Genomic DNA, 22,309 nt, shown 5'->3' with positions numbered 1-22,309 from the left:
GCCTATCCGGGGCCGCACACACGGAACAGGAGCAGCGATAATGAACCCATGGCCAAGACCCCAGCACAGCGGATCAAGAAACACGGCGCCAACGCCTCCGTTCCCCAGCACCATCTGCCGCCGGTAATCAACCCCACCACCCAGCGGTCGCCGGAGAAGGCGCGGAACAACAGCAACGTGATCCTCATAGCCGGCGTGGTGGCCAGCCTTTTCCTGTTCTGGTACCTGAATCTGCTGACGCTGAACCAGCTCACGCAGCTATCCGGCGGCCTGCCCATGCCCGATTCGCTGATCGGCGGCTTTGACCAGGGATTCGCGGACCAGCTCAGGGCGGCCATGAATGAGGAAGCCCGCGGCCAGCTCAACTATGTCCACAAGACGGCAGGCACCCTGTTTCCGCTGATCTTCGGCTTCACGTGGCTCCTGCTGATCGGGACCAGTGTTGCCCGCAAAACGCTCCGGTGGGCACTCTGGGCGCTCCCGCTCCTCTTCGCCGCAGTCCGGCTGTGGGGAAATGTCGCCATTGATTCCATGATGTCGGCGTCCACGGCCGACGGCGGCCAGGTTGCCTTGGCCTCGGCCCTCACCGTTGCCGGCTGGGTGCTCCTGGTGCTGAGCCTCCTGGCGGGCGGCGTTGCGGTGTTCCTGGGACGCAAGGCCGGGAAACAGCAGTAGGCACGCTCCCGGCTGCCCGGCGCACCCCGCCACGTCTCCGGACCTCTGTCTCCGGGGGACCTCTCCCCATACCGATTTTGCTTTTCGCCGCGTAGCGTGGCGGATACAGCTGTCCATTGGGGTGGACAACTCAACATTGGGGGAACCATGGGGGAAGTACGGTCGGATCCGCATCTCAATATCTTTGAGATCAGCGGTCTCGCTTGGGCAACGACAGTCAACAAAGCGGCCGCCGTCCTGGCGGCCGAACCCGGCGGCTTCGCCAGCGCCGCTGATGTATTGGCCGCCGGGGCCGCCGGTGAACTCAGCCCGGAGGACACCCGGATGGTCGATACCGAACTGGCACGTGCCGGGATCGTGGATGCGGCCGGCAACATATCAGCGCAATGGGTGCTGGCGGTCTGGACGTCGGCTTTCGCTCCCATCAAGGTCACCACCGTGTCCCAGGCCGGGCTGGAATCTTCGCACTGCGAGCTGGGACTCGCTGGCGGCCGCGGCGTCGCGGTGTCCTACCGGCGCCGCCTCAGCCGCACAACAACGCTCGGCGCAGAGGTAGCGGAAGTCAGGAACGCCGTCGAAATCTCCTTTTTCCGGGCGGAAAACGCCTGGGCTGCGGCGGCCCGCAGCCTGCCGGCCATGGCCGAACTGCATGCCGCCCCGTCCGAGGACACCGGCTTCGACGGCGAGCGCACAACGCTTCCGCTGGCAGCCGATGCTTGCTCCCCCACGGCAGTCACTGACGGTGTACCGGCCGCCATCGCACATGCCCGCTGTACCGTGCGTTTGGGCGTGGCGGCGTCGGACCCCGGCAGCGGACGGACGCGCTACAGCGCGGCAGTGTGGGCGCTGGCGGACCGGCTCTATTCGCTGCGCACTGAGCCGGGCACAGAGAACCTGTCCGCCGTCCACGTGCCGGCGGGCGACGTCGGCCGTGATTTCGCTTGGCGGATCCTCGGTGCCCGCGAATTCCTTGCCAGCTCCTCGGCGCAGGCGGCCTGACGATGACTCTTTATGGAATGGACGTTGAGTCCGGCCGGCGCCTCAGCGAAGACTTCGCCCGGGCCAGCGAGCGGCTCCTTGCACTGAGCGGCAGCATCACACCTCTGGTGAAGACCACACCGTGGCACGGGCCCGACGGGCAGAAATTCCAGGAGGACTGGAAGGGGCATCGGCAGCAGCTGATCGGAACGGCGCATGCCCTCAAGGCGGCGTCGAACGCGGTGAGGCGCAACGTCGAGGAGCAGCTCGTTGCCAGCGAAACACGCGGCGTGGAGGCCGGGCAGCCGGGGAACGCGGGCGTCCCCTCCTTGTTCGACCGGCTGGTCGGTGGCATCGCAGGCGGAGCCGGGGATCTCTGGGACGGCGCCGGCGACTTCATCAGCACCGTGGAAGATTCGGCCAGGGCGGGCTGGAACCTTTTGCAGGACGTTGCTCCGCCCGGGATCGGAAACCTCATGGATGCCCACGCAAACCTTCATGACCGGCTCGGCAATTTCGGCGACATGGGCTGGCGCTGGTTGAGCACAGGCGAACCGCCGTCCATTACCGAGTTCGGCTCCAATACTGTGTTGCTGGCCGCTGCGGCCGCCACCTTGGGCATCACCGCCAGGACCTTGGGAGCCTATAACCCGCACCTGTTCGACGACGGGCGGCCCGTGGCCGGCGATCCGATTCCGGTGGGCGTGGGCGACCCGGGCGCAGCCGACGAAGGCGTCCGCCTGAACACTCCGGTCCCGTCAACGGTCAGCGCCATCATGGACGGCACCATCGCCGCCTACAGTGACCAGGGCCAGCCGGGGACCCCGGACACCGGAGTCCGCATCACCGCCGTCCACAAGCCAGGCGAGCCGGACGCCTACATCATCAGTATTCCCGGGACCACCCGTTGGTGGCCGGACGGTGCAAACAACCCGACGGACCTCACCGGGAACCTGGAGCTTGCCGGCGGGAACCTCTCCACCGCGGCCGAAGCGGTCCGGTTGGCGATGGAAAAGGCAGGTATTCCGCCCGGAGCCCCTGTGATGCTGTCCGGACACTCGCAAGGCGGCATGATCGCCGTTAGCCTGGCGTCGAATTCCGAATTCACCGACAGATTCAACGTCACGAATGTCGTGACCTTCGGCTCACCAATAGATTCGACGCCGATCCCTGCCGATATCGATGTCCTTGCCTTGCAACACGCTGGAGATCCTGTTCCAAAGGTGGATTTGGGTGACGCCGCCGTGGCCCCTGACGGCCGAATATCCCTCACCCAGGACAATGTGGCCACGAAGGTCACGCTGCCCAACCCTGCCGGCGATCCCGGTGTGGCGAATATGAATTACCACGATGGCGGCAAGTACGTGGAGTCCGTCGCTGAGCACGAGGCAAGCGGGCAGATCGCCGAGTACAGTCAAAAGGCGTCAACCCAACAATTCACCACCTCGGATCCCGGCCAGGTAACATCCACGGTGTCCAATTTGTCCCGAAAGCAGTGAGTATGCGCGGCTTCCGTAAAATCATCACCCGAGCACTGATCTTGGGTGCGCTGGCCATTGCGCTCTCAGGGTGCATTTTCGGCGGGGCATCGCGGGCTGACCGCCTGGAGTCTTCCTTGCGGGACGCCGCCATGTCCGTTCCGGGGATCAAGTCCGTCAGCGTCAATGCAAACGCCAACACGTCGGGGAACTTCATCGTCGTGAAGCTCGTCGGGGATACCGATGACAAGTCCGAGCTCACGGAAATCCTCAGGGACGCGATCCCTGCCCTCCTGGACAGCATCAAGGATCTGGAATCCGGTACCTTCGGCGTCAGTATATTCTCCCCGGACGACTCCGTGTCGGCAGAGCCGGGCGAGCTCGGATATTCCGGGTCAAGCTCGCTGGTCCGTTACCGCGAGTTCTTTTCCGAATAGGCGCCCCGCGCGGCAGCCTTCCGGGCTTTCAGTTCCTGACGCACCCGCTGGCCGATCACCAGGCCCACAGTGGCCAGGCCGATGGTGACGGGATAGCCCATGAACCGCTCCAAGGTCCCCGGCTCCGGCACGTCCATCCCGGTGACACCGCCGAGGCCCAGCGCCACGAATGAGGTGGCCCCGCAGGCCAGGATGAACCAGCCGAGAGGCGACTGCCGCAGCCAGAGCGCACCCAGCAGCAGCAGCGCGAGGGCTCCCCCGATGAAGAACATCAGGGCACCGGCCAGGTGCACGCCGAAGAATCCGGCATCCTCGGGGACCACTCCCACGATGATGGTCCCGGTGCCCGCGACGAAGGTCAGAACCTTGGCTCCCACAGCTGCGAACCACGGCGAACGGCGGGCCGGCGCGACGGGGATGCGGACGCCGGGCCGGGCGGCAATGCACAGCAGCGCCGAACTGAGGAGCAGCGCTCCCAGCAGCATCCCCAGTCCCTGCACCACGAACGAGGCGTTCATCAGCACATGCAGGGGCGAGCAGACATTCCTGTCCTCGTGGATTCCACAGTGAATGGCGCCGAGGTCGCTGATGAATCCGGTCCTGCGGCTGTACGGTTCCGGTCCCGCCCATGCACCGATCACCGCGGCTTCGGCAACGAAATACTGCAGGACACTCAGCTTCGCCCAGGCCCCGAAGTACTCCCGGGTAGAGGCGATGTCCGGGAGGAACCCGGCCCGGGAGGACGTTGCTGGTGTTGCTGCAGTCATGCCAAGAGCGTAGTACGCGCTTGTACCTTGTATGCTTGTATCCGTGCCCGAACAGGACGGCCTGTGCCAGCCGGTTCGGACGCCCGCCCTCGTAGCTCAGTGGATAGAGCACGGCTCTCCTAAAGCCGGTGTCGTTGGTTCGATTCCAATCGAGGGCACTTGAACTTCCAGCCGCAGGATGCAGCGAAGAGTGCACCGCCGAACGACCTGCTGCGAGAGCCGCAGGATTTCGGTCTGCGTGCCTACCTGCTGGGCAGCTGGTCGGTAGAGCGCACCCTCTGGGACCGCAGCGCCGACGCCAGGGGGACCTTCACCGGTGTCGTCCGCTTTTCCCCGAATGACGACGGCGGCCTCGTCTTCCACGAAGAGGGCACCATGCGCTGGCCTACCCCGGCGGGCGGCTCGTTCACTGGCCCCGCGAGCCGCGACTACATCCTGCATTCCACCGCTGACGCCGATGCCATGGACATGACGTTCCCCGACGGCCGGCCGTTCCACCGGATGAGCTTCCGGGATGAGTCCAGCCATGATGAGCACTGGTGTGACCCGGACACCTACCGCGTCACCTATGCGCTCAAAGGGCCCGATGAATTCAGCTATTCCTGGGACGTACATGGGCCACGCAAGGACCAGCTCCTGGTATCCGTCCTGCGCCGGCTGGGGCAGGACGGGCCGGCACCGGACGTGGCCGGCCCCAATGGGCTAGGGTCGTAGCCGTGAAAGACCGAATCATTGTTTCCGCCGTCTGCGTCTATGACGGCACCGGCCGCCTGCTGACCGTCCGCAAGCGCGGGACGGACAAGTTCATGCATCCCGGCGGCAAACCCGAGCCCGGCGAAACCGCAGCCCAGGCCGCTTCGCGCGAACTGCTGGAGGAGGTCGGCATTGACGTCGCCCCCGAAGACCTCCGGCACATGGGCGTCTGGCTGGCCGACGCCGCCAACGAGGCCGCTACGGACATCGAAGCAACGGTTTTCACCGCCCCCGGTGCCTGGACCGCGCACCCCTCGGCCGAGATAGCCGAAATCCGCTGGCTGGACCTGGCGGCCGACCTGCCGGATGACCTTGCTCCCCTGCTGACCGACCACGTCCTGCCGGCCCTGGCGGCGGACCGCAGGTAGTTTGCGGCCCTAGAACTCCGGGACGGCCTCCTGCACCACAGCATTCGCCTCCGCGAACTGCGTGCGGTACAGCTCCGCATAACGGCCTTCCTCCGCCAGCAGCCCGGCGTGGGTGCCGCGCTCCACGATGCGGCCGTCCTCCACCACCAGGATCATGTCCGCGGCGCGGATAGTGGACAGCCGGTGGGCGATCACGACGGCGGTACGGCCCTCGAGCGCTGCCCCCAGCGCAGCCTGGACGGCGGCTTCATTGGTGGAATCCAGGGCTGCCGTGGCCTCGTCCAGGATGACGACGCGCGGCTGCGCAATCAGCAGCCGGGCAATCGTGAGGCGCTGGCGTTCGCCGCCGGACAGTCGGTAGCCGCGCTCCCCCACCACAGTGTCGAGGCCGTCCGGCAGCGACCGGATCATGTCCTCGAGCCGGGCCTGCCGAAGCACCTCCCACATGTCCTCTTCAGTGGCCTCCGGACGGGCCAGCCGCAGGTTGGAGGCAATGGATTCGTGGAACAGGTGTCCGTCCTGCGTCACCATGCCCAGCGTCGCCCGCATCGAGTCAAAGGTGGCGTCGCGGACGTCCAGGCCGCTGCCGGGCACTGTGCCGCCGAGGCGCACGGCGCCGGAATCGACGTCGTACAGCCGTGACAGCAACTGGGCGATGGTGGACTTGCCGGCCCCCGAGGAACCCACCAGGGCAACTGTCTGGCCCGGTTCCACGCGGAAGCTGATGCCGTGCAGCACTTCTTCGCCGCCGCGGGTATCCAGCGTGGAGACGTCCTCGAGCGATGCCAGGGACACCTTGTCCGCGGACGGGTAGGCGAACCGGACGTCGTCGAACTCCACCGAGACGGGACCCGGCGGCACCTCGACGGCGTCGGGCTTCTGCTGGATCAGCGGCTTAAGGTCGAGGATCTCGAAGACCCGCTCGAAACTGACCAGGGCGCTCATGATTTCCACCCGGGCGTTGGAGAGCGCGGTGAGCGGCGCGTACAGACGGGTGAGCAGCAGCGCCAGCACCACGACGTCGCCCGCGGCGAGCTGACCGCCAAGCGCAAGCCAGCCGCCCAGCCCGTACACCAGGGCAAGCGCCAGTGCCGAGACCAGCGTTAGCGCCGTGACGAATGTGAACTGCAGCATCGCGGTGCGCACGCCGATGTCCCGGACACGGCCGGCACGGACGGCGAACTCGCGGGATTCCTCATCGGGTCGGCCGAAGAGCTTGACCAGGGTGGCACCCGGAGCTGAGAACCGCTCGGTCATCTGCGTGCCCATGGCGGCGTTGTGCTCGGCGGCCTCGCGCCGCAGGTCAGCCAGCTTCGAACCCATCCGGCGGGCCGGGATGAGGAAGATCGGCAGCAGGATCATTGCCAGCACGGTCACCAGCCAGGACTTGCCCAGCATGACCACGAGGGTGAGCGCCAGGGCCACCACGTTGCTGACCACGCCGGACAGGGTGCCGGCGAAGGCCGACTGGGCGCCGATGACGTCATTATTCAGCCGGCTGACCAGGGCCCCGGTGCGGGTGCGGGTGAAGAAGGCGATGGGCATTTTCTGGACGTGGTCGAACACCTTGGTGCGCAGGTCCACGATCACGCCCTCGCCGATGGTCGAGGAGAGCCAGCGGGTCACGAGTCCCAGTCCGGCTTCCGCCACGGCCACGACGGCGATGAGCACTGCCAGCCGGATCACAACGTCGGCACCCACGCCGGCGATGATGGCATCCACCACCTGGCCGGCCAGGACCGGGGTGGCCACGGCCAGCACGGCCATGGCGATGGACAGCAGCACGAACGCGATCAGTTTGCCGCGGTGCGGCCGGGCGAAGCCGAACACGCGCTTCAGCGTGGCCTTGGAGAACGGCTTGGAACCGCTGGAGGCCCGCGTGATGTTGTAGAGGGAGCTCCACGCTACCCGGTCCATGCTCATCGCGACTGGCCTTTCATGGTGAGCAGTTCGGTCACAACACCGTCCTCCACGTTCCAGCGGACGTCCAGGCGCACGTTTTCCAGCAGCCTGCGGTCGTGCGTCACCAGGAGCAGGGCGCCTTCGTAGCTTTCCAGGGCCTCTTCGAGCTGCTCGATGGCGGGCAGGTCCAGGTGGTTGGTGGGCTCGTCCAGGACCAGCAGGTTCACGCCGCGCGCCTGCAGCAGCGCCAGGGCCGCGCGGGTCCGTTCGCCCGGGGAGAGCGAGCCGACCGGGCGCGACGTATGGTCCGCTTTGAGGCCGAACTTGGCCAGCAGGGTCCGGACCTCCGCCGGCGTCAGCTCGGGCAGGACAGCTTCGACGGCATCGCCCAGGTTGAGGTCACCGGCCAGCAGGCCACGGGCCTGGTCGATCTCGCCAATGGCCACGGAGGCGCCCATGGCGGCGTTCCCGGAATCCGGCTCCCGGATCCCCAAGAGGAGGCGGAGCAGCGTGGACTTGCCGGCCCCGTTGGGACCGGTGATGCCGATGCGCTCTCCGGCGTTGAGCTGCAGGTTCACTGGCCCCAGCGTGAAGTCACCCTGGCGCACTACGGCGTCGCGCAGCGTTGCCACCACGGCACTGGAGCGCGGCGCCTGGCCGATGCTGAACTGCAGCTGCCACTCCTTGCGCGGCTCCTCCACCTCGTCGAGACGGGCGATCCGCGACTCCATCTGCCGCACCTTCTGGGCCTGCTTCTCCGATGATTCGGTGGAGGCCGCGCGGCGGATCTTGTCATTGTCGGGGCTCTTCTTCATGGCGTTCCGGACGCCCTGGGAGCTCCACTCACGCTGCGTCCGGGCGCGCGAAACGAGGTCCGCCTTCGTGGAGGCATACTCCTCGTACCTCTCCCGGGCGTGGCGGCGGGCAACGGCACGTTCCTCCAGGAACGCCTCGTAGCCGCCGTCGTACACCGCCACGGAGTTCTGGGCGAGGTCCAGCTCCACGATGGTGGTGACACAGCGGGCCAGGAACTCACGGTCGTGGGACACCAGGACCACGCCGCCGCGGAGCCCCTGAACGAACGCCTCCAGCTTGGCCAGGCCGTTGAGGTCAAGGTCGTTGGTGGGTTCGTCGAGCAGGACCACGTCGAAGCGGCTCAGCAGCAGGGCAGCCAGCGCCACGCGTGCGGCCTGCCCGCCCGAGAGCCCTGTCATCGGCGCCTCCGGCCCCACGTCCAGACCCAGGTCGGCGAGGACCGGCGCGATCCGTTCGTCCAGGTCCGCCGCGCCGGAGGCCATCCAGCGGTCGAACGCCAGGGAGTAGGCGTCGTCCGCGCCGGCGGCACCCGAGCCCAGGGCCTCCGCCGTGGACTCCATATCTGCCGTTGCCTGTGCGCAGCCGGTCCGGCGGGCGATGTAGTCCGCCACGCTCTCGCCGGCAATGCGTTCGTGTTCCTGCGGCAGCCAGCCAACGAAGGCGTCGGCCGGGGCCAGGCTCACCGATCCGGCCAGCGGCTGGTCGACGCCTGCCAGCAGTCGGAGAAGGGTGGATTTGCCGGCACCGTTCGCCCCGACAACGCCCACGACGTCGCCCGGGGCTACGGTGAGGGAAAGTTTTGAGAAGAGTGTGCGGTGGTCGTGACCGCCCGAAAGATCTTTGGCAACAAGGGTTGCAGTCATTAGTCCATCCTCTCACTGCGGCCCAAAACGGCCTGAATTCCCGCCGGGCATGAAAGAACCCGCTGGTCCGGACTTGGGGGGTGTACGGACCAACGGGTTCGACCATCTAGCATAGTTCATATACCCCCCGCCGTAAAATCGTCTGTCGCTACTCCAACCGCCGCACCCCGCAGGAAGCCATCCATGCCACTCCCCGCCAAGGCGTTTCAACGCTGGCTTCACGGAATAGCGCCGCAGGCGAGCACTGCCGATATCTGCAGGATTTCCGGGATCAAGCGGACCACGCTGGCGCAGCAGCTGGTCCGCGGCAAGGTGACGGAAAGCACCGTTGTCAGCATCAGCCGGGCCTTCAACATCAATCCCGTGACGGCGTTGGCCACTTTCGCAAATTACAGCGAGCTTGCCGGAAGCCCCGTGCTGCCCACGTCCGCGGAGCTGGTCAGCCAGATCGCCACCATGGACCTCCTGAGTGCAGTCATTGCCCGCTCCGCCGGTGCTGCGGGCGGCGGCGATGCGGCCGGCGGCGATGCGGACAAGCCGCCTGCTCCGCCGCTCACGTCCGCGCCGCATGCGACCTCCGTGAAGAACTGGGTTGACGCGATCGACGACGGCGAACTCCGGCACCGGGTGTCCGCCGCCACCGGGATTGCTCCCCAGAACTACTCCGCACAGCTGACAGCCAACCGGCTGACCCCGGAGCTGGCCATCGCCACGTCACGGGCAGCCGGCGTCGGGCTGACGGGCGGGCTGGTGGCCACGGGGATGATCACCGAGTCGGAGGCCGGCTGGCCGCCCGGCGCGCGGCAGGCCGCCCTGGATGCCCTGACCGACGGCGAGCTCGCAGCCCTGGCCGGCGACCGGCTGCAGGCCCTGGGGAAGACCCTCAAGCGCCAGGAACAAGACCAACAACAAACCAAAACGATCTGGGAGAACCTCGGATGATCGAGATCCTGCAATGGTCCACCCTGGCCGTCTGCTGCGCCGCTGCGGTGGCACGAATTCCCAGTGCGGTCAGGGGCGAAAACAGGTCACTCTTCTACATCTTCGTGCTGGCCACACTGGCGATCCTCCTGAGCATTGACGGCCCGTACGTTGCCATCGACAGCCTGCTCGGCGGCAGGAATATCGCCAACCTCATACTGCGCTTCGTGCTCTTCGCGGTCATCTTTTTCATCGGGCTGCGTTGCGTCAACGCCTTCGGCGCCCATCAACAAAAACGCTGGCTGGTAGGCAGGCCGGGAATGCTGGTATTTGGCCTCACAGCCGGCGTCATGGTCATTTTTTTCGCCATGATGGATGCGTCCGGCTCCTCGGCCGGGCTCACCGGGGTCTACGAGCGGAGCACCCGCAACGCCCACCTGGTGGAGTATTACGGTGCAGCCGGGCGCGCCTACCCGGCCTACGTTTCCCTGGTCCTCCTCCCGGCCATGGTGAAGGCGGTCGGCAGCCGGCTGCCGGTGCTGGTGCGGGTGGGCGCGCTCCTGCTGGCCGTCGGCGGTGTCTGCCTGACCGTGAGCCTGCTGTTCCCCTTCTTCCCCGCGCCATTGACGCCGCTGAAATTCATCATCAACTACGGAGCCGCACTGTGCTTTGTTGTGGGCCTTGCTGCCTTCTGGATTGCCCGGGTCCGGGCAACCCAAGCCGCCCCGCAAAAGTCATCTACCGCAAAGTAGATACAGGCCTTTCACAAAATCATTAGAACGTGAGAGAATCATGAATGTGTGAAAGTGGCCCCTGTCTGGAGTCGCGAATGGGGACAATCCGTTCGACGCCGGGCGGCCGCTGAGCGCTATTGGGGGGATGAGTGGTGGCGGGCCGTTGGGGACCGCCCCCACTCAGCCGCTTAACCGGCCAGGCCCGTCAGCGGGCGAATCGCAAGGTCACCAGTTGGAACGGGCGGAGCGTCAGCTTCGCGGAATCCAGGCCCGCCGTCACGCCTTGCCCCGCAACCGGACGCTCCAGCAGATCCACTGCGTGCACTTCCCGGGTGTCGAAGTTGGCCGTCACCATTCCTTCGGACCGCTCCCCCAGGGATTCGTACAGACGCACGATCACGTCGCCGGAGCCGTCTTCGGCCAGCTTCACCGCCTCCACCACGATCCCCTGGTTGAACACCGTGAACAGCGGACGGACCGCGTGGCCGCCTGTCACGATGCGCGGGGCAAGATTGGTCCGGTAGCCCTCTTCCACGGCATCCGCGATGCCCGCCCCGGGCCTGATGGTCACGAGGAGCTCATGCCGGCCGCGGTCCGCGCCGGGATCCGGGTACTTGGGCGCGCGCAGCAGCGACGTGCGCACCGTGGTGGTGGTGCCGCCGTCGTCCCGCACGCTGCGGGTGACATCGTGGCCGTAACTGGAAGCGTTGGACACCGCCACGCCATAGCCCGGCTCCGCTACGTGGATCCAGCGGTGGGCGCAGATTTCGAACTTCGCCGCCTCCCAGGACGTGTTGGTGTGGGTTGGCCGGAAGACATGCCCGAACTGCGTCTCCGACGCTGAGCGGTCCGCCCGGATGTCCAGCGGGAAGCCGATCTTGAGCAGCTTTTCCCGTTCCTGCCAGTCCACGGCGGTCAGGATGCTCAACGAAGCGGACCCCGCCTCCAGCGAAATCCGCTGGGTGATGGCTGACGATCCCGCCAGCCGTTCCACCACCACGACGGCGTCCCAGCCGCCGCGCTCCAGCGTCACCGAACGCGCCTCGGTCAGTGAGGTGACGTTCCGGCGGTAGAACTCGTCGATGTCCCAGGCGTCCCACTCATTGGGTGTATCGCGGTGAAGTTCCAGGTGGTTCCCGAACTGGCCCGGGGCGATCGCTTCGCGGCCGCTTGCATGATCGAGCAGCGAGGTCAGGAGTCCGTTGGCGTCCAGCACAGCCCTGATCACGCCGTTATCCAGGATGTAGCCCCCGCCGGACTCGGTCACCGTCACCGGGCTGTCGCTCCGGACGGGTTCGGCAGCGGCCAGCGCCGGAACACCGCTGCGTTCGTGCGGTGCCGCGTTGAGCAGGAACTCGCTGCTGCCCTCTCCGAGTGCCGCCCGCGCGGCCCGGGCGATGATGGCCTCAAGGGCGTCCCCGATGGCTGCATAGTTCCGCTCTGCGTCCTGATGGACCCAGGCGATCGAGCTGCCGGGCAGGATGTCATGGAACTGCTGAAGCAGGACCAGCTGCCACAGGCGCTTCAGTTCGGCCGCCGGGTAAACGAAATCGCCCGCTGTGCGGACGGAGGCGGTGGCGCACCACAGCTCGGCCTCCCGGAGCAGGTGTTCACTGCGCCGGTTGCCCAGCTTGGTCTTCGCCTGGCTGGTGTACGTTCCGCGGTGCAGTTCCAGGTACATCTCCCCCACCCACACAGGCAGGGACGCGTACTCAGCCTGGGCCTGTGAGAAAAAGCTGGCGGCAGATCCGATCCGCACTTTCGGCGAGCCTTCAAGGTTTGCCGTGCGGTGGGCTGCGGCAATCATCTCCCGGGTGGGTCCGCCGCCGCCGTCGCCGTATCCAAACGGGACCAGCGAGACGGTGCCGCGGCCGTGGTCCCGGTAGTTCCGTTCGGCGTGCGCCAGTTCGCGGCCGCTCAGTTCCGAATTGTAGGTGTCAACCGGCGGGAAATGGGTGAACAGCCGGGTGCCGTCGATCCCTTCCCAATTGAAGGTGTGGTGCGGCATCCTGTTGACCTGGTTCCAGGAGATCTTCTGGGTCAGGAACCACTTGCTGCCGGCCGCCTTCACAATCTGGGGCAGCGCGCCGGAGTAACCGAAGGAATCAGGCAGCCAGGCCTCCTGGCAGTCCACGCCAAATTCATCGAGGAAAAACCCCTTGCCCTCGATGAACTGGCGGGCCATGGCCTCGCCGCCTGGCATGTTGGTGTCGGATTCCACCCACATGCCGCCCACGGGTACGAATTGGCCGGCCTTGACCTTCTCCCGGATCCGGCCGAAAAGCTCCGGGTAGAACTCCTTCATCCACGCCAGCTGCTGCGCGGAGGAACAGGAGAAAACGAAGTCAGGAAATTCGTCCATCAGGGCCACGACGTTGGAGAACGTGCGGGCACATTTGCGCATGGTTTCCCGGACCGGCCACAACCAGGCGGAGTCGATGTGCGCATGCCCCGTAGCGACCAGCTGATGGGCCGAGGCGTACGCAGGGCGGGACAGCACTTCGGCCAGGGCCGCACGGCCGGCCGCCGCGGTCCCGGAAACGTCGTCCGGATCCATGATGTCCAGCATCCGTTCCAGGGCGCGGAGGATCTCGTGGCGGCGCGGCAGTTCCATGGGGAGTTCGTGCATGAGGCCGCTTAGGGTCCAGACGTCCTGCTGCAGAGCCCAGACAGTCTGGTTGAGTTCGGCGATGGCGATGGTGCCCAGCCGGTAGGTCGGTTCCTGGCCCGCGGTCGCCTTGTCGCCGTACGGCATGGCGGCAAAGGTCCAGCCCTGCGCCACGTCAGGGTTGGCGGCGGCCTCGACGTAGAAGTCCACTGCCATTCCGCTGCCCAGGAGCTTCAACGGAATGTACTGGTTCCGCGGCGAAATAGCCTTGATGATGGTCCCGTCCGGCCGCCACGCGATACCCTCGCATTGAAAGCCCGGAAGCTCCCGGGTGAAGCCGAGGTCCACCACGATTTCCACGGCGGTATCAGGCGCCGTTCCCCATGAATCGGGCACCTCGCCCTGCAGCCTCAGCCATTTGGTGCTCCACGGGCGGCCCCACGGTGCCCCGTGTTCCAGAGGTGTGAAGTCTTCGCGCAGGGCCTCCATGACGGAAACGGGCTCGTCCGGAACGTCCCAGCTGCTCAGGTTCAACGGGACGCTGCGGGTATATACCGCGGTGTCCACGCGTTCGCGCATGAAGCGGTCGAGACGGACTTCCGTGATGCGGCGGTCGTCGTGCAATGTGGTCCTCTTTAATGCCGGTGGCCTGGGAGCTGACAGCTGGTTCGCGGTACGTGCCTGGCCGCTAGGCCCAGCTTATGCGCACGCCCCGGAACTCAGCCGAAAGAGCGGTCCGGCGCGTCCATTCGATGGATAAAATCTACTGCGCCCGGCCCGATAATCCAAGCACTCTGACCTATCCGGACACAGGCGCGGGGGCCGTGATCCGCTGCTGTCCGGCATAGACATTGATCGTGGTGCCCCTGCTGAAACCGGCCAGCGTCATGCCGCTGGCTTCAGCCAGTTCCACAGCCAGGCTGGAGGGCGCACTGACCGCCGCCAGCACCGGGATGCCAGCGAGGGCCGCCTTCTGCACGAGTTCGAACGAGGCCCGGCCAGACACCTGCAACACCGTGCCCGACAGTGGCAGCAACCGTTCCCGGAGCGCCCAGCCCACCACTTTGTCCACGGCGTTGTGCCGCCCCACGTCTTCACGCAGGCACAACAGCTCAGTGCCGCCGTCGTCCGTGATCCTGAAGAGCCCGGCGGCGTGGACGCCTCCGGTGGCCTCGAAGACCGCCTGTGCCGCGCGAAGTTTGTCCGGCAGCCCGGACAGTGTTTCCACGGGCACAGTCAGCGGGTCCCCCGCCGGGCTGAAATGCGAGGACTTCCGGACGGCGTCGATGGAATCGGTGCCGCAGATGCCGCACGAGCTTGAGGTGAAGATGTTGCGGCCCCTGTCGGGGAGGACGACGTCGGGGCGCAGCTGCGCTTCCACCACGTTGAAGGTCTGCACGCCGTTTTCGTCCTCGCCCGCGCAAAAACGCAGCGAAACGAGCTGCTCGGGCGCCCAGATAATGCCTTCGGAGACCAGGAATCCGGCCACAAGGTCGAAATCGTCGCCCGGCGTCCGCATGGTGACGGTAAACGGAAGTGAGCCCAGCCGGATCTCCAGCGGCTCCTCCACCGCCAGCACGTCCTCCCGGTGCCGCACGGGGAATTCGAGGGACTGCGGTGAACCATCCAGGACAAACCGGTGGATCTTGCGGCGTTGGGTCATGCGGGCCACGATGTGCTCCTAACAGTGCGGGATATGACCATCATTGCAAGCCGGGACCGGATTAGCCCAGCAGCGCACTCCAGTCCACGGGACCGTCGGATGCTGCGGGCTTTCGGGTGGCCTTGCGGGGAGCGGCCTTGGGTTTCGCAGCGGCCGGTTCCGCCGGCTGAAGCGGCGCGTTCCAGGGCAGCGCGAAGGCGGGTACAGCCTCCCCCAGCTGCACGCCGTGCGGCGGAACCACAAGGACGCCGTCTGCCGCCGCCAAGCCTCGCATCATGCCCGGACCGGCGTGCCGCGCCGGTGATGCCATGCCGTACAGGAGTCTGTACGGCATGAGCCGGGTCCGGCCCGGATCCGGTTCGATCATTGTTCCGCAAGGCACTTCGACTACCGGCGGCAGCGTTCCGTGGTCCAGGGCGGCCAGCAGCGGCGCCCCCACGGTGCAGAGCGCCATCATCGCGGCAAGCGGATTGCCGGGCAGGCCCAGGATGAAGCGGCCGTCGGGCAATTCGGCCAGGACCGCCGGGTGCCCGGGGCGCATGGCGATGCCATCGATCAGCAGGCGGCCGCCCAGTTCCGCGACAGCCCGGCGGAGGTGGTCGGTTCCGGAACGGCCGGTTCCGCCTGTGGTGATGACGACGTCGGCAGGCGCCTCTTCCGCTGCAGGCTCCCCTGCTTCCTGGGCGAGTCCTGAGCCTTCATCCGGGCCGGTGTCTTCCAGGGCGGCAAGCCACTCGTCGTAGTCGTCGCCGATTTTCTCCTGCCCCGCGCTGATGCCGCCGAGCATCTCAACCACGGCTCCAAGCTGCGGGCCGAACGTGTCGCGGACTTTGCCCGGCGCGGGGAGGCCTGCGGTGACCACTTCCGATCCCGTCAGCAGGATCTTCACCACGGGTTTTCCCTGCACGCGCAGGGCGTCATGGCCGGCGAGCGCCGCGAGGGCAAGGTGGGCCGGGTTGAGGACTGTGCCGCTTTTGACCAGGACGTCACCGGCGGCTGCTTCCTCGCCCGCCTTCCGGATGTGCTGGCCGTTCTTCGGTTCGCCGGGCCGTGCTGCCCCGCCAAGCGCCAGGACCGGGAGCCCCTCGTCGTCGGTGGTTATCGCCCCGCTCTCGCTTCGGAGTACAGCCTTCGCTCCGGGCGGAATGAGGCCGCCGGTGACGATGGGGCTGGCCTGGTGCGGTGCGAGCCGATGACCCGGCTCCGCCAGGATCCAGGGCCCCGTGCCGTTGACCGCCCAACCGTCCATGGCGGACGATGCGTAGTGCGGCATGTCCTGGAGCGCGGTTATGTCCGACGCGAGTGTCCGGCCCAGTGCTCTCCTGAGCGGCACCAGCCCGGGGGGAATGGGTGTTGCGCAATCGAAGGACGCCTCCCGGGCTTCCTTCCAGGTGTGCGCCAAATGGCTGTGCCCGGCATCGGCGGATCGGGAGGCCGCTGATCCGGCATCCCCTGGTCCGGCCCCTGATTCGGGAACCTCAGATCCGGTATCGTCGGAAGCACCGCTGGCGCCTCCACTACGAAGGGGATCGGCGGGCGCTGAGCCTTCCTCCCGTTCAGGTACGTCGCTGGCGGCGTCGCGGCCGTCCGGCGGCGCAGCCGTCATGCGCCGGTGTTCCCAGTGCTGACCGACGGTCCGGTGGCAGCGTCGGTCGGCAAGGAGCCGGACCCTGCCGGATCGGCCGGTGAGTCCGATGCGTAGTCCATTGCCAGTGCCCGTGCCACTCCCAGGGCCGCCTGCATTGAGACCGAGTCAGGGGCCTGCCCCGATCCCGATGCCATTCCCGCGGCGAAGCCCGCGATGAAAGTGGTCAGCGGCGCCGCCGGCCGCACCACGGAGTGTGCCGCGACGCCGGCCAGCGCAAGCACTTCATTGACGTCCACCTCGACGTCCTCCAGCTCGAAGGCCTGCAGCAGTGCCCGGCACCAGTCCTCCAGCGTTTCTTCCTGGCTTTTCACTGTTGCCTCCAAACTCAAATTCAGTTGCGGCGCCACTGCACGGTCCCCCACCAGTGGTGGATTATGATCCCTGGCGGGACACCCCTAACGCGGTGGCATCGTCCCATGTGTCCACGTCATCCGTGGCGCCCTCAGGGACGGTAACAGCCCGCACGTCAAGCCTAGCAAGGAGGGCGAAGACTGATGCCCCCGTCAGCCCCCCGCCGCTCTCCATTTCGCCTACAGCACGTTTTAGCGCAGCCGTGCCATAAAAGCCGGCAAGCGGCTGTTTGCGGCCGTCCGGCGAAACGGCCATGACTCCTTCAGTTTTCGTCGGGTGCGGGCCGTCATGGGCCAGGGCGGCCCGCAGGGCGGCGACCGCCTGGGCCGCTTTGGGCATGTCGCAGGCAAGGATCAGGGTCATTGATGCCCGGAGCGGGCCGCGGGCGCCATCAAGGGCCGCCAGACCCGCAGCAATGGCCGCAGCAGGTCCCGCGAATGCCGGTTCCTCGCGGCACGACAGAACGCCCGCGGGCAACGTCCCCGGGTCCGGTCCCACCACTACCGTGGCGCCGGCACCGGCGGACGCTGAGAGCGACAGCGCAAGGAGGGTGGCGCCGTCGTACAGCAGCTGGGACTTGGGCACGCCGCCGAGCCGCGATGACCGCCCGCCGGCCAGGATTAAGGCATCAAACTCCACATGGCCAGCCTAGCCCCGGATCCCCGGGGCGGGCGCCACCGGTCAGGCGGCCGATTCGGGCAGGAGAAAGGGGTCCCACGCAGGCGTGGGCTTTTCCAGCTCCTTGATCTGCCAGATGGTGCCGTGCGGAGGCGCCGGCACAAACCGGAGCTTCCAGCCCATCTCCGCCGGCGTGTGGTCCCCCTTGACGTTGTTGCACCGCAGGCAGGCGGCCACGAGGTTTTCCCACGAGTCGGCGCCCCCTCGCGATTTCGGGTGGACGTGGTCAATGGTGTGTGCTGCCTTACCGCAATAGGCGCAGCGGTGGCCGTCACGGCGGAGCACGCCCCGGCGGCTCACAGCCGTGATGGTGTTGTACCGGGGCCGGATGTAGCGGTTGAGGAGAATCACGGACGGACGGCCCAGAATCTCCTGCGGCCCGACGACGGGATCGTCGCCCTCGGCCACCACGCTAGCTTTTCCGGTCAGCACAAGAACCAGCGCCCGGCGGAAGGTCACAACCGCCAGCGGTTCATATCCAGCATTAAGAACGAGAGTGCGCATGCACATACCTCTTCACGGCCGCACCCGTCAGGGGCTCGAGGGCCGGCTGCCCTCTGCTTGTCCGGGCTATGGATCGACAACACAAGAGTAAACACTCAAGTGCCCGATCACCGAATCGCGCCATTACCATACACTCAGTGTCGGTAAAAATTCACCTGCCGTAAACGCAAAAGAACCCCTGCCTGATGGCAGGGGTTCTTCTGGCAAACGTTAGCCGGAGGCTTTAGCCGCCAACGCGGATGAAGACGGGGCCGGAGCCGACGTTGACGCTGAACAGTGCGGTGGTTCCACCGTTCCAGCCACCGTGTACGGCCTGGCCGTTGCCTACGTAAACAGCGATGTGGGCCATGCCCATGCCGCCGTTCTGGTAGTAAGCGAGGTCGCCCGGCTGTGCCTCGGCAGCGCTGACGGTGCGGCCCAGGGACAGGTAACCTGCCGGCCAGCCGTGGTAGTTGACGCCCACAGCGGCAAGCGCGTTGGTGGCCAGGGCGGTGCAGTCCTGGGCGACACCGAGCTGGGCGTATGCGGCGGCTGCAATCGAGGCACCGTTTCCGCTGGCGGCGGCGGGAGCTGCCGGGGCGGCCGGGGCGGATACGGTTGCTGCAGCAGCAACGGGAGCGGGAGCGGCTTCGGCGGGGGCCTCGGGAGCAGCTTCCTGAACTTCGACGGCCGGCTCGGGAGCCTCAACGACCGGGGCCGGGGAGGTGGAGACGGACGGCTTCTCGAAGGAGATGGCGATGCTGGAAGCGGCCGAGATGTTGGCCGGAGCGGAAGACTGAACTTCCAGGGTGGAAGCGGAGGTTGCTTCGCGCTGGACGTTGGTGTCAGCAGCGTTGGCTGCAATACCGCTCGTCAGGACCAGACCGGAAGCAGCAGCGATAACTGCAGCCTGACGGCCCATGCCGCCGGCGTTGTTGCCGACAGCCTTTGCAATGACAGCAAGCGAGTTGGTTTTGGCAACCTCGGCGCGGTGCCGTGCGATGGCACGTGTAGTCATTATTACTCTCTTTCGTTTTCCTCAGACTGCGTGGCAGGCCGCGGTTTTTGGACGCTCCGGCATCTTGGGGGTAAGCCGGAACGGCCCGAATGGATTTTTAGCGAAGTACGCGCACTTCAGCGAAGTGAAGCGCGTGTTTTAGCGAAGCGTGTAGAACGCAGACGTGCCCGTGGCGGACACAGCGTGCAGGATGGTGCCCTGCGAGGGGTTCAGCGCGCTGATCATCATGCCGTTGCCGACGTAGATGCCCACGTGAGCGCCGCCGTTCTGCATGACCAGGTCGCCCGGCGCCGGGTTGGCGGTAGGCGTCATGGCGGTCCATGCGTTAGTGCGGGGGATGCTGATGCCGGCCTGGGCGTAGACCCACTGGGTGAAGCCTGAGCAGTCCCAGCCGCTGGGGGTGGTACCGCCCCAGACGTAGGGGCTGCCGATCCCGGTGTAGGCGATCGCGGCGAGGCCCGATGCGGCAGCGGAGGAAGCGGCGTCGGCGAGCTTGCCGGCTTTCGCTTCTCCCTCAGCCTCAGTTGAGGTCTCGGTGGCTTCTGAACCGGTTGACTGGGCGCTTACGGTTTCAACCTTGGGCGCTGCCTTCGTGGTCACTGCCGGACGCTCGAAGGTAACAGTCGCTGTAGGTTCCGCGGTGACGGCCAGCTGGACCGACTGTGAGCCGGACTCGGTGGAAGCGGAAACTCCCAGGTTGGAGTCTGCGGCGTTTGCCGGCATTCCAACGCTGAGGATCAGTCCGGACGCAGCTGCAATGACAGCCGCCTGGCGACCTACGGTCCCGGCGTTGGCAGTAACAGCCCTGGACACGGAGTTCAACGGGTTCGTACGAACCGTTTGCGCACGGTGGCGCGCGGAATTGTGACGTGAAGACACGAAGGTAGCCTCTCCCAATGCCTACGAGGTGAGCTGTCGGATTCGGATGGGAGTCACCCGGCCGCTCGGCTTCCTGGGAAGCTTCGCGACTTAACCCCAAGGTCTTCTTGCGAAGACCAAAATTGGTTCCCCCGCCTCTGCCAGACGATGTAATGCGAACGGACCTTGAGCGGTGGCAGAGTTAGGCAATCCACTCAAGAGCGCCAACTTCGGAAAAGTTGGCGTGCTTTAGACGGTACAGGAATTCCGCACGAATGTCACATTCAGGTCACGGCATGTCACAGGAATGCGAGAGTGTTCCATCGGCTTGGGTTAGAGCCAGCCAGTGGGGTCGACGACTTCGCCGTTGACCATCACTTCAAAGTGGAGGTGGCAGCCGGTGGAGGCGCCCGTGGTCCCGCTCAGCGCCACAACGTCTCCGCGGCTGACCTTCTGGCCCACCTGGACGCTGGAGGACGAGAGGTGGTTGTACGTGGTTTCGAGCCCGTTGCCGTGGTCGATCACCACGCGGTTTCCGCCGCCGTAGGGGTGCCATCCGGAGAAGGTTACTGTTCCGCTGGCCGCCGCCATCACGCCGGTACCGCATTGTGCGGCGTAGTCCTGCCCGCGGTGGAACTCACCGGCGCCGCCGGTGATCGGGCTGACCCGGAAGCCGAAGGGTGAAGCGGAGACCATCTGCTCCAGCGGAGCCCCGAGGCTTCCGGTGGACGCCGCCCGGGTGATGGTGCCCGCGGATTGTGCGCTCAGCAGCTGTTTGAGCTTGCCGTCGGGATCGCCCTTGGTGGAGACGTTGGTCCGGTTGAAGTCGATCTTGGCGCCGGCTGCCGCGGAAATCTCGGGCTGCGCCGTGACAGATGCGGCAGCAGACGTGTTTCCGGTGTCCGACGTGCTCATCATGGGTCCGGTTGACGGGACGGTCACAGTGAGGACCAATCCGGTGGCGGCCAGGGCAATGCCGGCTTTCTGACCCACACCGCTCGCGGAAGCGAAGTCCGTAACCTGGCTGAACAGGCTCCGGCGCCGGCGCGCATCACGATGTGCATCGCGTGGCCTGACCGTCATTACGGCTTCGGCCACAGGGTACTCCGAAGCGGGACCAGTCGCCCTGCGGCGGCCCCTGACGGTCTGCGTGGTCAAGAAATATCCTCTCTGGATAGCCTGCGAAGTTAGCTGTCGGATTCGGGTCAGAGAGATCAAAGACCCGGCCCGCCACTGCAAGGCATCCGGCACAGGGGTATCCCTAAGGATTCCTTCGTCGGAGTTGACTTGCCGCTAGCGGACTTCACCCCAAGGCCGTCGCTTAACGGCCGGTTGTGGTTCCCCCGCCTCTGCCAAGAGGTATTTCGTACGCTGATCCGCTGGCAGAGCTCGGCTTCGGATCAGGTAACGCTTTAGTATCGGCGCTAGTCCCCAACTATAGGTGATTAATCAGCGCGGTAATAATTCCGTTATCTGCGTCTCAGTTGGTTGTAGGTGGTCCTACGAGATACACGGTTAGCTGACGGTAACAAATACGTGCGCCGCAACTTCCGGCGGCAGTTCGAGGGCACCTTCGATCTCGGGCACGCGCACCGAGATGTACTCCCCTACCCGCTCCAGGGCGAGCGTGGCGCCCGGCCGGATTCCGCCTTCATCGAGCTGGACCAGCAGCTCCGGTTCAACCTGGATGGGCTCGGCCAGACGGCTGACGGTAACGCGCGAGTCGGCCCCATACCCCGTCATGGCGTCGAGCAGGTTTACGGCACCGTCGGTGAACGAGGGAGCGGGCCGGCCGCCGAGTGCCGCCAGGCCGGGAATGGGATTGCCGTAGGGGGATACCGTGGGGTGGTCCAGGAGTTCGTAGATACGCCGCTCTACGCGCTCGCTCATGACGTGTTCCCAGCGGCAGGCTTCGTCGTGGACGTAGGCCCAGTCCAGGCCGATGACATCAGCCAGGAGGCGCTCTGCGAGCCTGTGCTTGCGCATGACTTCAGTGGCCCGTTTCCGGCCGGTTTCGGTCAGCTCAAGGTGCCGGTCGCCGGAAACAACCACCAGGCCGTCGCGCTCCATCCGGCCGATGGTCTGCGAAACGGTCGGCCCCGAATGGCGCAGCCGTTCGGCAATCCGGGCACGGAGAGCCACAATGTTCTCTTCCTCAAGCTCCAAGATTGTCCGAAGATACATCTCCGTGGTGTCGATCAGATCCGTCATCCAGCTCAGCTCCTCGAGCACAGTCCTTGCGTCAGTCCCACCGTACCGCGCGGAGGCGTTCTCCGTCGGTGTCGTCGAAGTGGATCCGCATCCACCGAT

21 protein-coding genes, 1 tRNA gene and 2 riboswitches are annotated in these 22,309 nt (G+C 66.3%); of the genes, 9 read left to right on the top strand and 13 right to left on the bottom strand.

Going from position 1 to position 22,309, the window contains the following annotated elements; all coding sequences use genetic code 11:
- Window positions 1-48: 48 nt before the first annotated feature.
- The 4 genes from J2805_RS13760 to J2805_RS13745 all read left to right on the top strand — a co-directional run bounded on the left by J2805_RS13760 (window position 49) and on the right by J2805_RS13745 (window position 3,568).
- Window positions 49-675, top strand: a complete 627-nt coding sequence (locus tag J2805_RS13760) for a hypothetical protein (RefSeq protein WP_309977112.1) — start codon at window positions 49-51, stop codon at window positions 673-675.
- Between the two features lie 147 nt (window positions 676-822).
- Window positions 823-1,674, top strand: coding sequence for a hypothetical protein (locus tag J2805_RS13755; RefSeq protein ID WP_309977110.1), 852 nt, complete (start codon window positions 823-825; stop codon window positions 1,672-1,674).
- Window positions 1,675-1,676: 2 nt separating this feature from the next.
- Window positions 1,677-3,152, top strand: a complete 1,476-nt coding sequence (locus J2805_RS13750; RefSeq protein WP_309977108.1) for a PGAP1-like alpha/beta domain-containing protein — start codon at window positions 1,677-1,679, stop codon at window positions 3,150-3,152.
- 2 nt (window positions 3,153-3,154) lie between these two features.
- Complete coding sequence (locus tag J2805_RS13745) at window positions 3,155-3,568, top strand: Asp23/Gls24 family envelope stress response protein (RefSeq protein ID WP_309977106.1); 414 nt, start codon at window positions 3,155-3,157, stop codon at window positions 3,566-3,568.
- Here the strand turns inward: J2805_RS13745 and J2805_RS13740 are convergent.
- Window positions 3,544-4,335, bottom strand: a complete 792-nt coding sequence (locus J2805_RS13740) for a DUF998 domain-containing protein (RefSeq protein WP_309977104.1) — start codon at window positions 4,333-4,335, stop codon at window positions 3,544-3,546. The genes J2805_RS13745 and J2805_RS13740 overlap by 25 nt on opposite strands.
- Window positions 4,336-4,420: 85 nt before the next feature.
- Between J2805_RS13740 and J2805_RS13735 the strand changes: the two genes are divergently transcribed.
- From J2805_RS13735 to J2805_RS13725, 3 genes are all read left to right on the top strand, one after another.
- Window positions 4,421-4,493, top strand: a tRNA-Arg gene (locus J2805_RS13735).
- Window positions 4,494-4,542: 49 nt separating this feature from the next.
- Window positions 4,543-5,049 carry a DUF6314 family protein gene (locus tag J2805_RS13730; RefSeq protein ID WP_309977570.1) on the top strand — a complete coding sequence of 169 codons (507 nt, stop codon included), beginning with the start codon at window positions 4,543-4,545 and terminating at the stop codon, window positions 5,047-5,049.
- A 2-nt stretch (window positions 5,050-5,051) separates the two neighbouring features.
- Window positions 5,052-5,456 (top strand): NUDIX hydrolase, encoded by a 405-nt coding sequence (locus J2805_RS13725; protein ID WP_309977103.1) that lies wholly within the window; start codon window positions 5,052-5,054, stop codon window positions 5,454-5,456.
- Window positions 5,457-5,465: 9 nt separating this feature from the next.
- On the opposite strand, the gene J2805_RS13720 is transcribed toward J2805_RS13725, so the two are convergent.
- Together J2805_RS13720 and J2805_RS13715 are read right to left on the bottom strand one after the other, a co-directional pair.
- The gene (locus tag J2805_RS13720; protein WP_309977101.1) at window positions 5,466-7,379 is read right to left on the bottom strand and encodes an ABC transporter ATP-binding protein; all 1,914 of its coding nucleotides are present in this window, start codon (window positions 7,377-7,379) and stop codon (window positions 5,466-5,468) included.
- Window positions 7,376-9,037: an ABC-F family ATP-binding cassette domain-containing protein gene (locus J2805_RS13715; RefSeq protein ID WP_309977099.1), complete on the bottom strand. Its 1,662-nt coding sequence runs from the start codon at window positions 9,035-9,037 to the stop codon at window positions 7,376-7,378. Before J2805_RS13715 ends, J2805_RS13720 begins: the two co-directional genes overlap by 4 nt.
- Before the next feature lie 183 nt (window positions 9,038-9,220).
- On the opposite strand from J2805_RS13715, the gene J2805_RS13710 reads away from it, so the two are divergent.
- Both J2805_RS13710 and J2805_RS13705 read left to right on the top strand, forming a co-directional pair.
- Window positions 9,221-9,979 (top strand): hypothetical protein, encoded by a 759-nt coding sequence (locus tag J2805_RS13710; RefSeq protein WP_309977096.1) that lies wholly within the window; start codon window positions 9,221-9,223, stop codon window positions 9,977-9,979.
- Window positions 9,976-10,710 (top strand): hypothetical protein, encoded by a 735-nt coding sequence (locus tag J2805_RS13705; RefSeq protein ID WP_309977093.1) that lies wholly within the window; start codon window positions 9,976-9,978, stop codon window positions 10,708-10,710. Before J2805_RS13710 ends, J2805_RS13705 begins: the two co-directional genes overlap by 4 nt.
- Window positions 10,711-10,897: 187 nt before the next feature.
- Here J2805_RS13705 and J2805_RS13700 read toward each other — a convergent pair whose 3' ends face one another.
- From J2805_RS13700 to J2805_RS13655, 10 genes are all read right to left on the bottom strand, one after another.
- Entirely contained in the window at window positions 10,898-13,924 is a 3,027-nt protein-coding gene (locus J2805_RS13700; protein ID WP_309977091.1) for an alpha-mannosidase, read from the bottom strand.
- A 175-nt stretch (window positions 13,925-14,099) separates the two neighbouring features.
- Complete coding sequence (gene fdhD, locus J2805_RS13695) at window positions 14,100-14,972, bottom strand: formate dehydrogenase accessory sulfurtransferase FdhD (RefSeq protein WP_309977089.1); 873 nt, start codon at window positions 14,970-14,972, stop codon at window positions 14,100-14,102.
- A gap of 52 nt (window positions 14,973-15,024) precedes the next feature.
- Entirely contained in the window at window positions 15,025-16,569 is a 1,545-nt protein-coding gene (locus J2805_RS13690; protein WP_309977087.1) for a molybdopterin molybdotransferase MoeA, read from the bottom strand.
- Window positions 16,566-16,922, bottom strand: coding sequence for a DUF6457 domain-containing protein (locus J2805_RS13685; RefSeq protein WP_309977085.1), 357 nt, complete (start codon window positions 16,920-16,922; stop codon window positions 16,566-16,568). The genes J2805_RS13690 and J2805_RS13685 overlap by 4 nt, the downstream gene beginning before the upstream one ends.
- A gap of 61 nt (window positions 16,923-16,983) precedes the next feature.
- Entirely contained in the window at window positions 16,984-17,601 is a 618-nt protein-coding gene (gene mobA, locus J2805_RS13680; RefSeq protein WP_309977083.1) for a molybdenum cofactor guanylyltransferase, read from the bottom strand.
- A gap of 42 nt (window positions 17,602-17,643) precedes the next feature.
- Entirely contained in the window at window positions 17,644-18,144 is a 501-nt protein-coding gene (locus J2805_RS13675; protein WP_028271305.1) for an HNH endonuclease, read from the bottom strand.
- 223 nt (window positions 18,145-18,367) lie between these two features.
- The gene (locus tag J2805_RS13670; protein ID WP_309977079.1) at window positions 18,368-19,141 is read right to left on the bottom strand and encodes an NlpC/P60 family protein; all 774 of its coding nucleotides are present in this window, start codon (window positions 19,139-19,141) and stop codon (window positions 18,368-18,370) included.
- A 138-nt stretch (window positions 19,142-19,279) separates the two neighbouring features.
- Window positions 19,280-20,020, bottom strand: coding sequence for a C40 family peptidase (locus J2805_RS13665; RefSeq protein ID WP_309977077.1), 741 nt, complete (start codon window positions 20,018-20,020; stop codon window positions 19,280-19,282).
- Between the two features lie 4 nt (window positions 20,021-20,024).
- Window positions 20,025-20,202: riboswitch (cyclic di-AMP (ydaO/yuaA leader) on the bottom strand.
- A 130-nt stretch (window positions 20,203-20,332) separates the two neighbouring features.
- Window positions 20,333-21,157 carry a M23 family metallopeptidase gene (locus J2805_RS13660; RefSeq protein WP_309977074.1) on the bottom strand — a complete coding sequence of 275 codons (825 nt, stop codon included), beginning with the start codon at window positions 21,155-21,157 and terminating at the stop codon, window positions 20,333-20,335.
- 3 nt (window positions 21,158-21,160) lie between these two features.
- Window positions 21,161-21,371, bottom strand: a riboswitch (cyclic di-AMP (ydaO/yuaA leader).
- 143 nt (window positions 21,372-21,514) lie between these two features.
- The gene (locus J2805_RS13655; RefSeq protein ID WP_309977071.1) at window positions 21,515-22,210 is read right to left on the bottom strand and encodes a metal-dependent transcriptional regulator; all 696 of its coding nucleotides are present in this window, start codon (window positions 22,208-22,210) and stop codon (window positions 21,515-21,517) included.
- Between the last annotated feature and the right edge of the window lie 99 nt (window positions 22,211-22,309).

The organism is Arthrobacter oryzae (assembly GCF_031454875.1).
Lineage (GTDB): Bacteria > Actinomycetota > Actinomycetes > Actinomycetales > Micrococcaceae > Arthrobacter > Arthrobacter oryzae_D.
The sequence above is the reverse complement of the archived record's forward strand: the minus strand, read 5'-3'. Positions and strand labels throughout refer to the sequence as shown.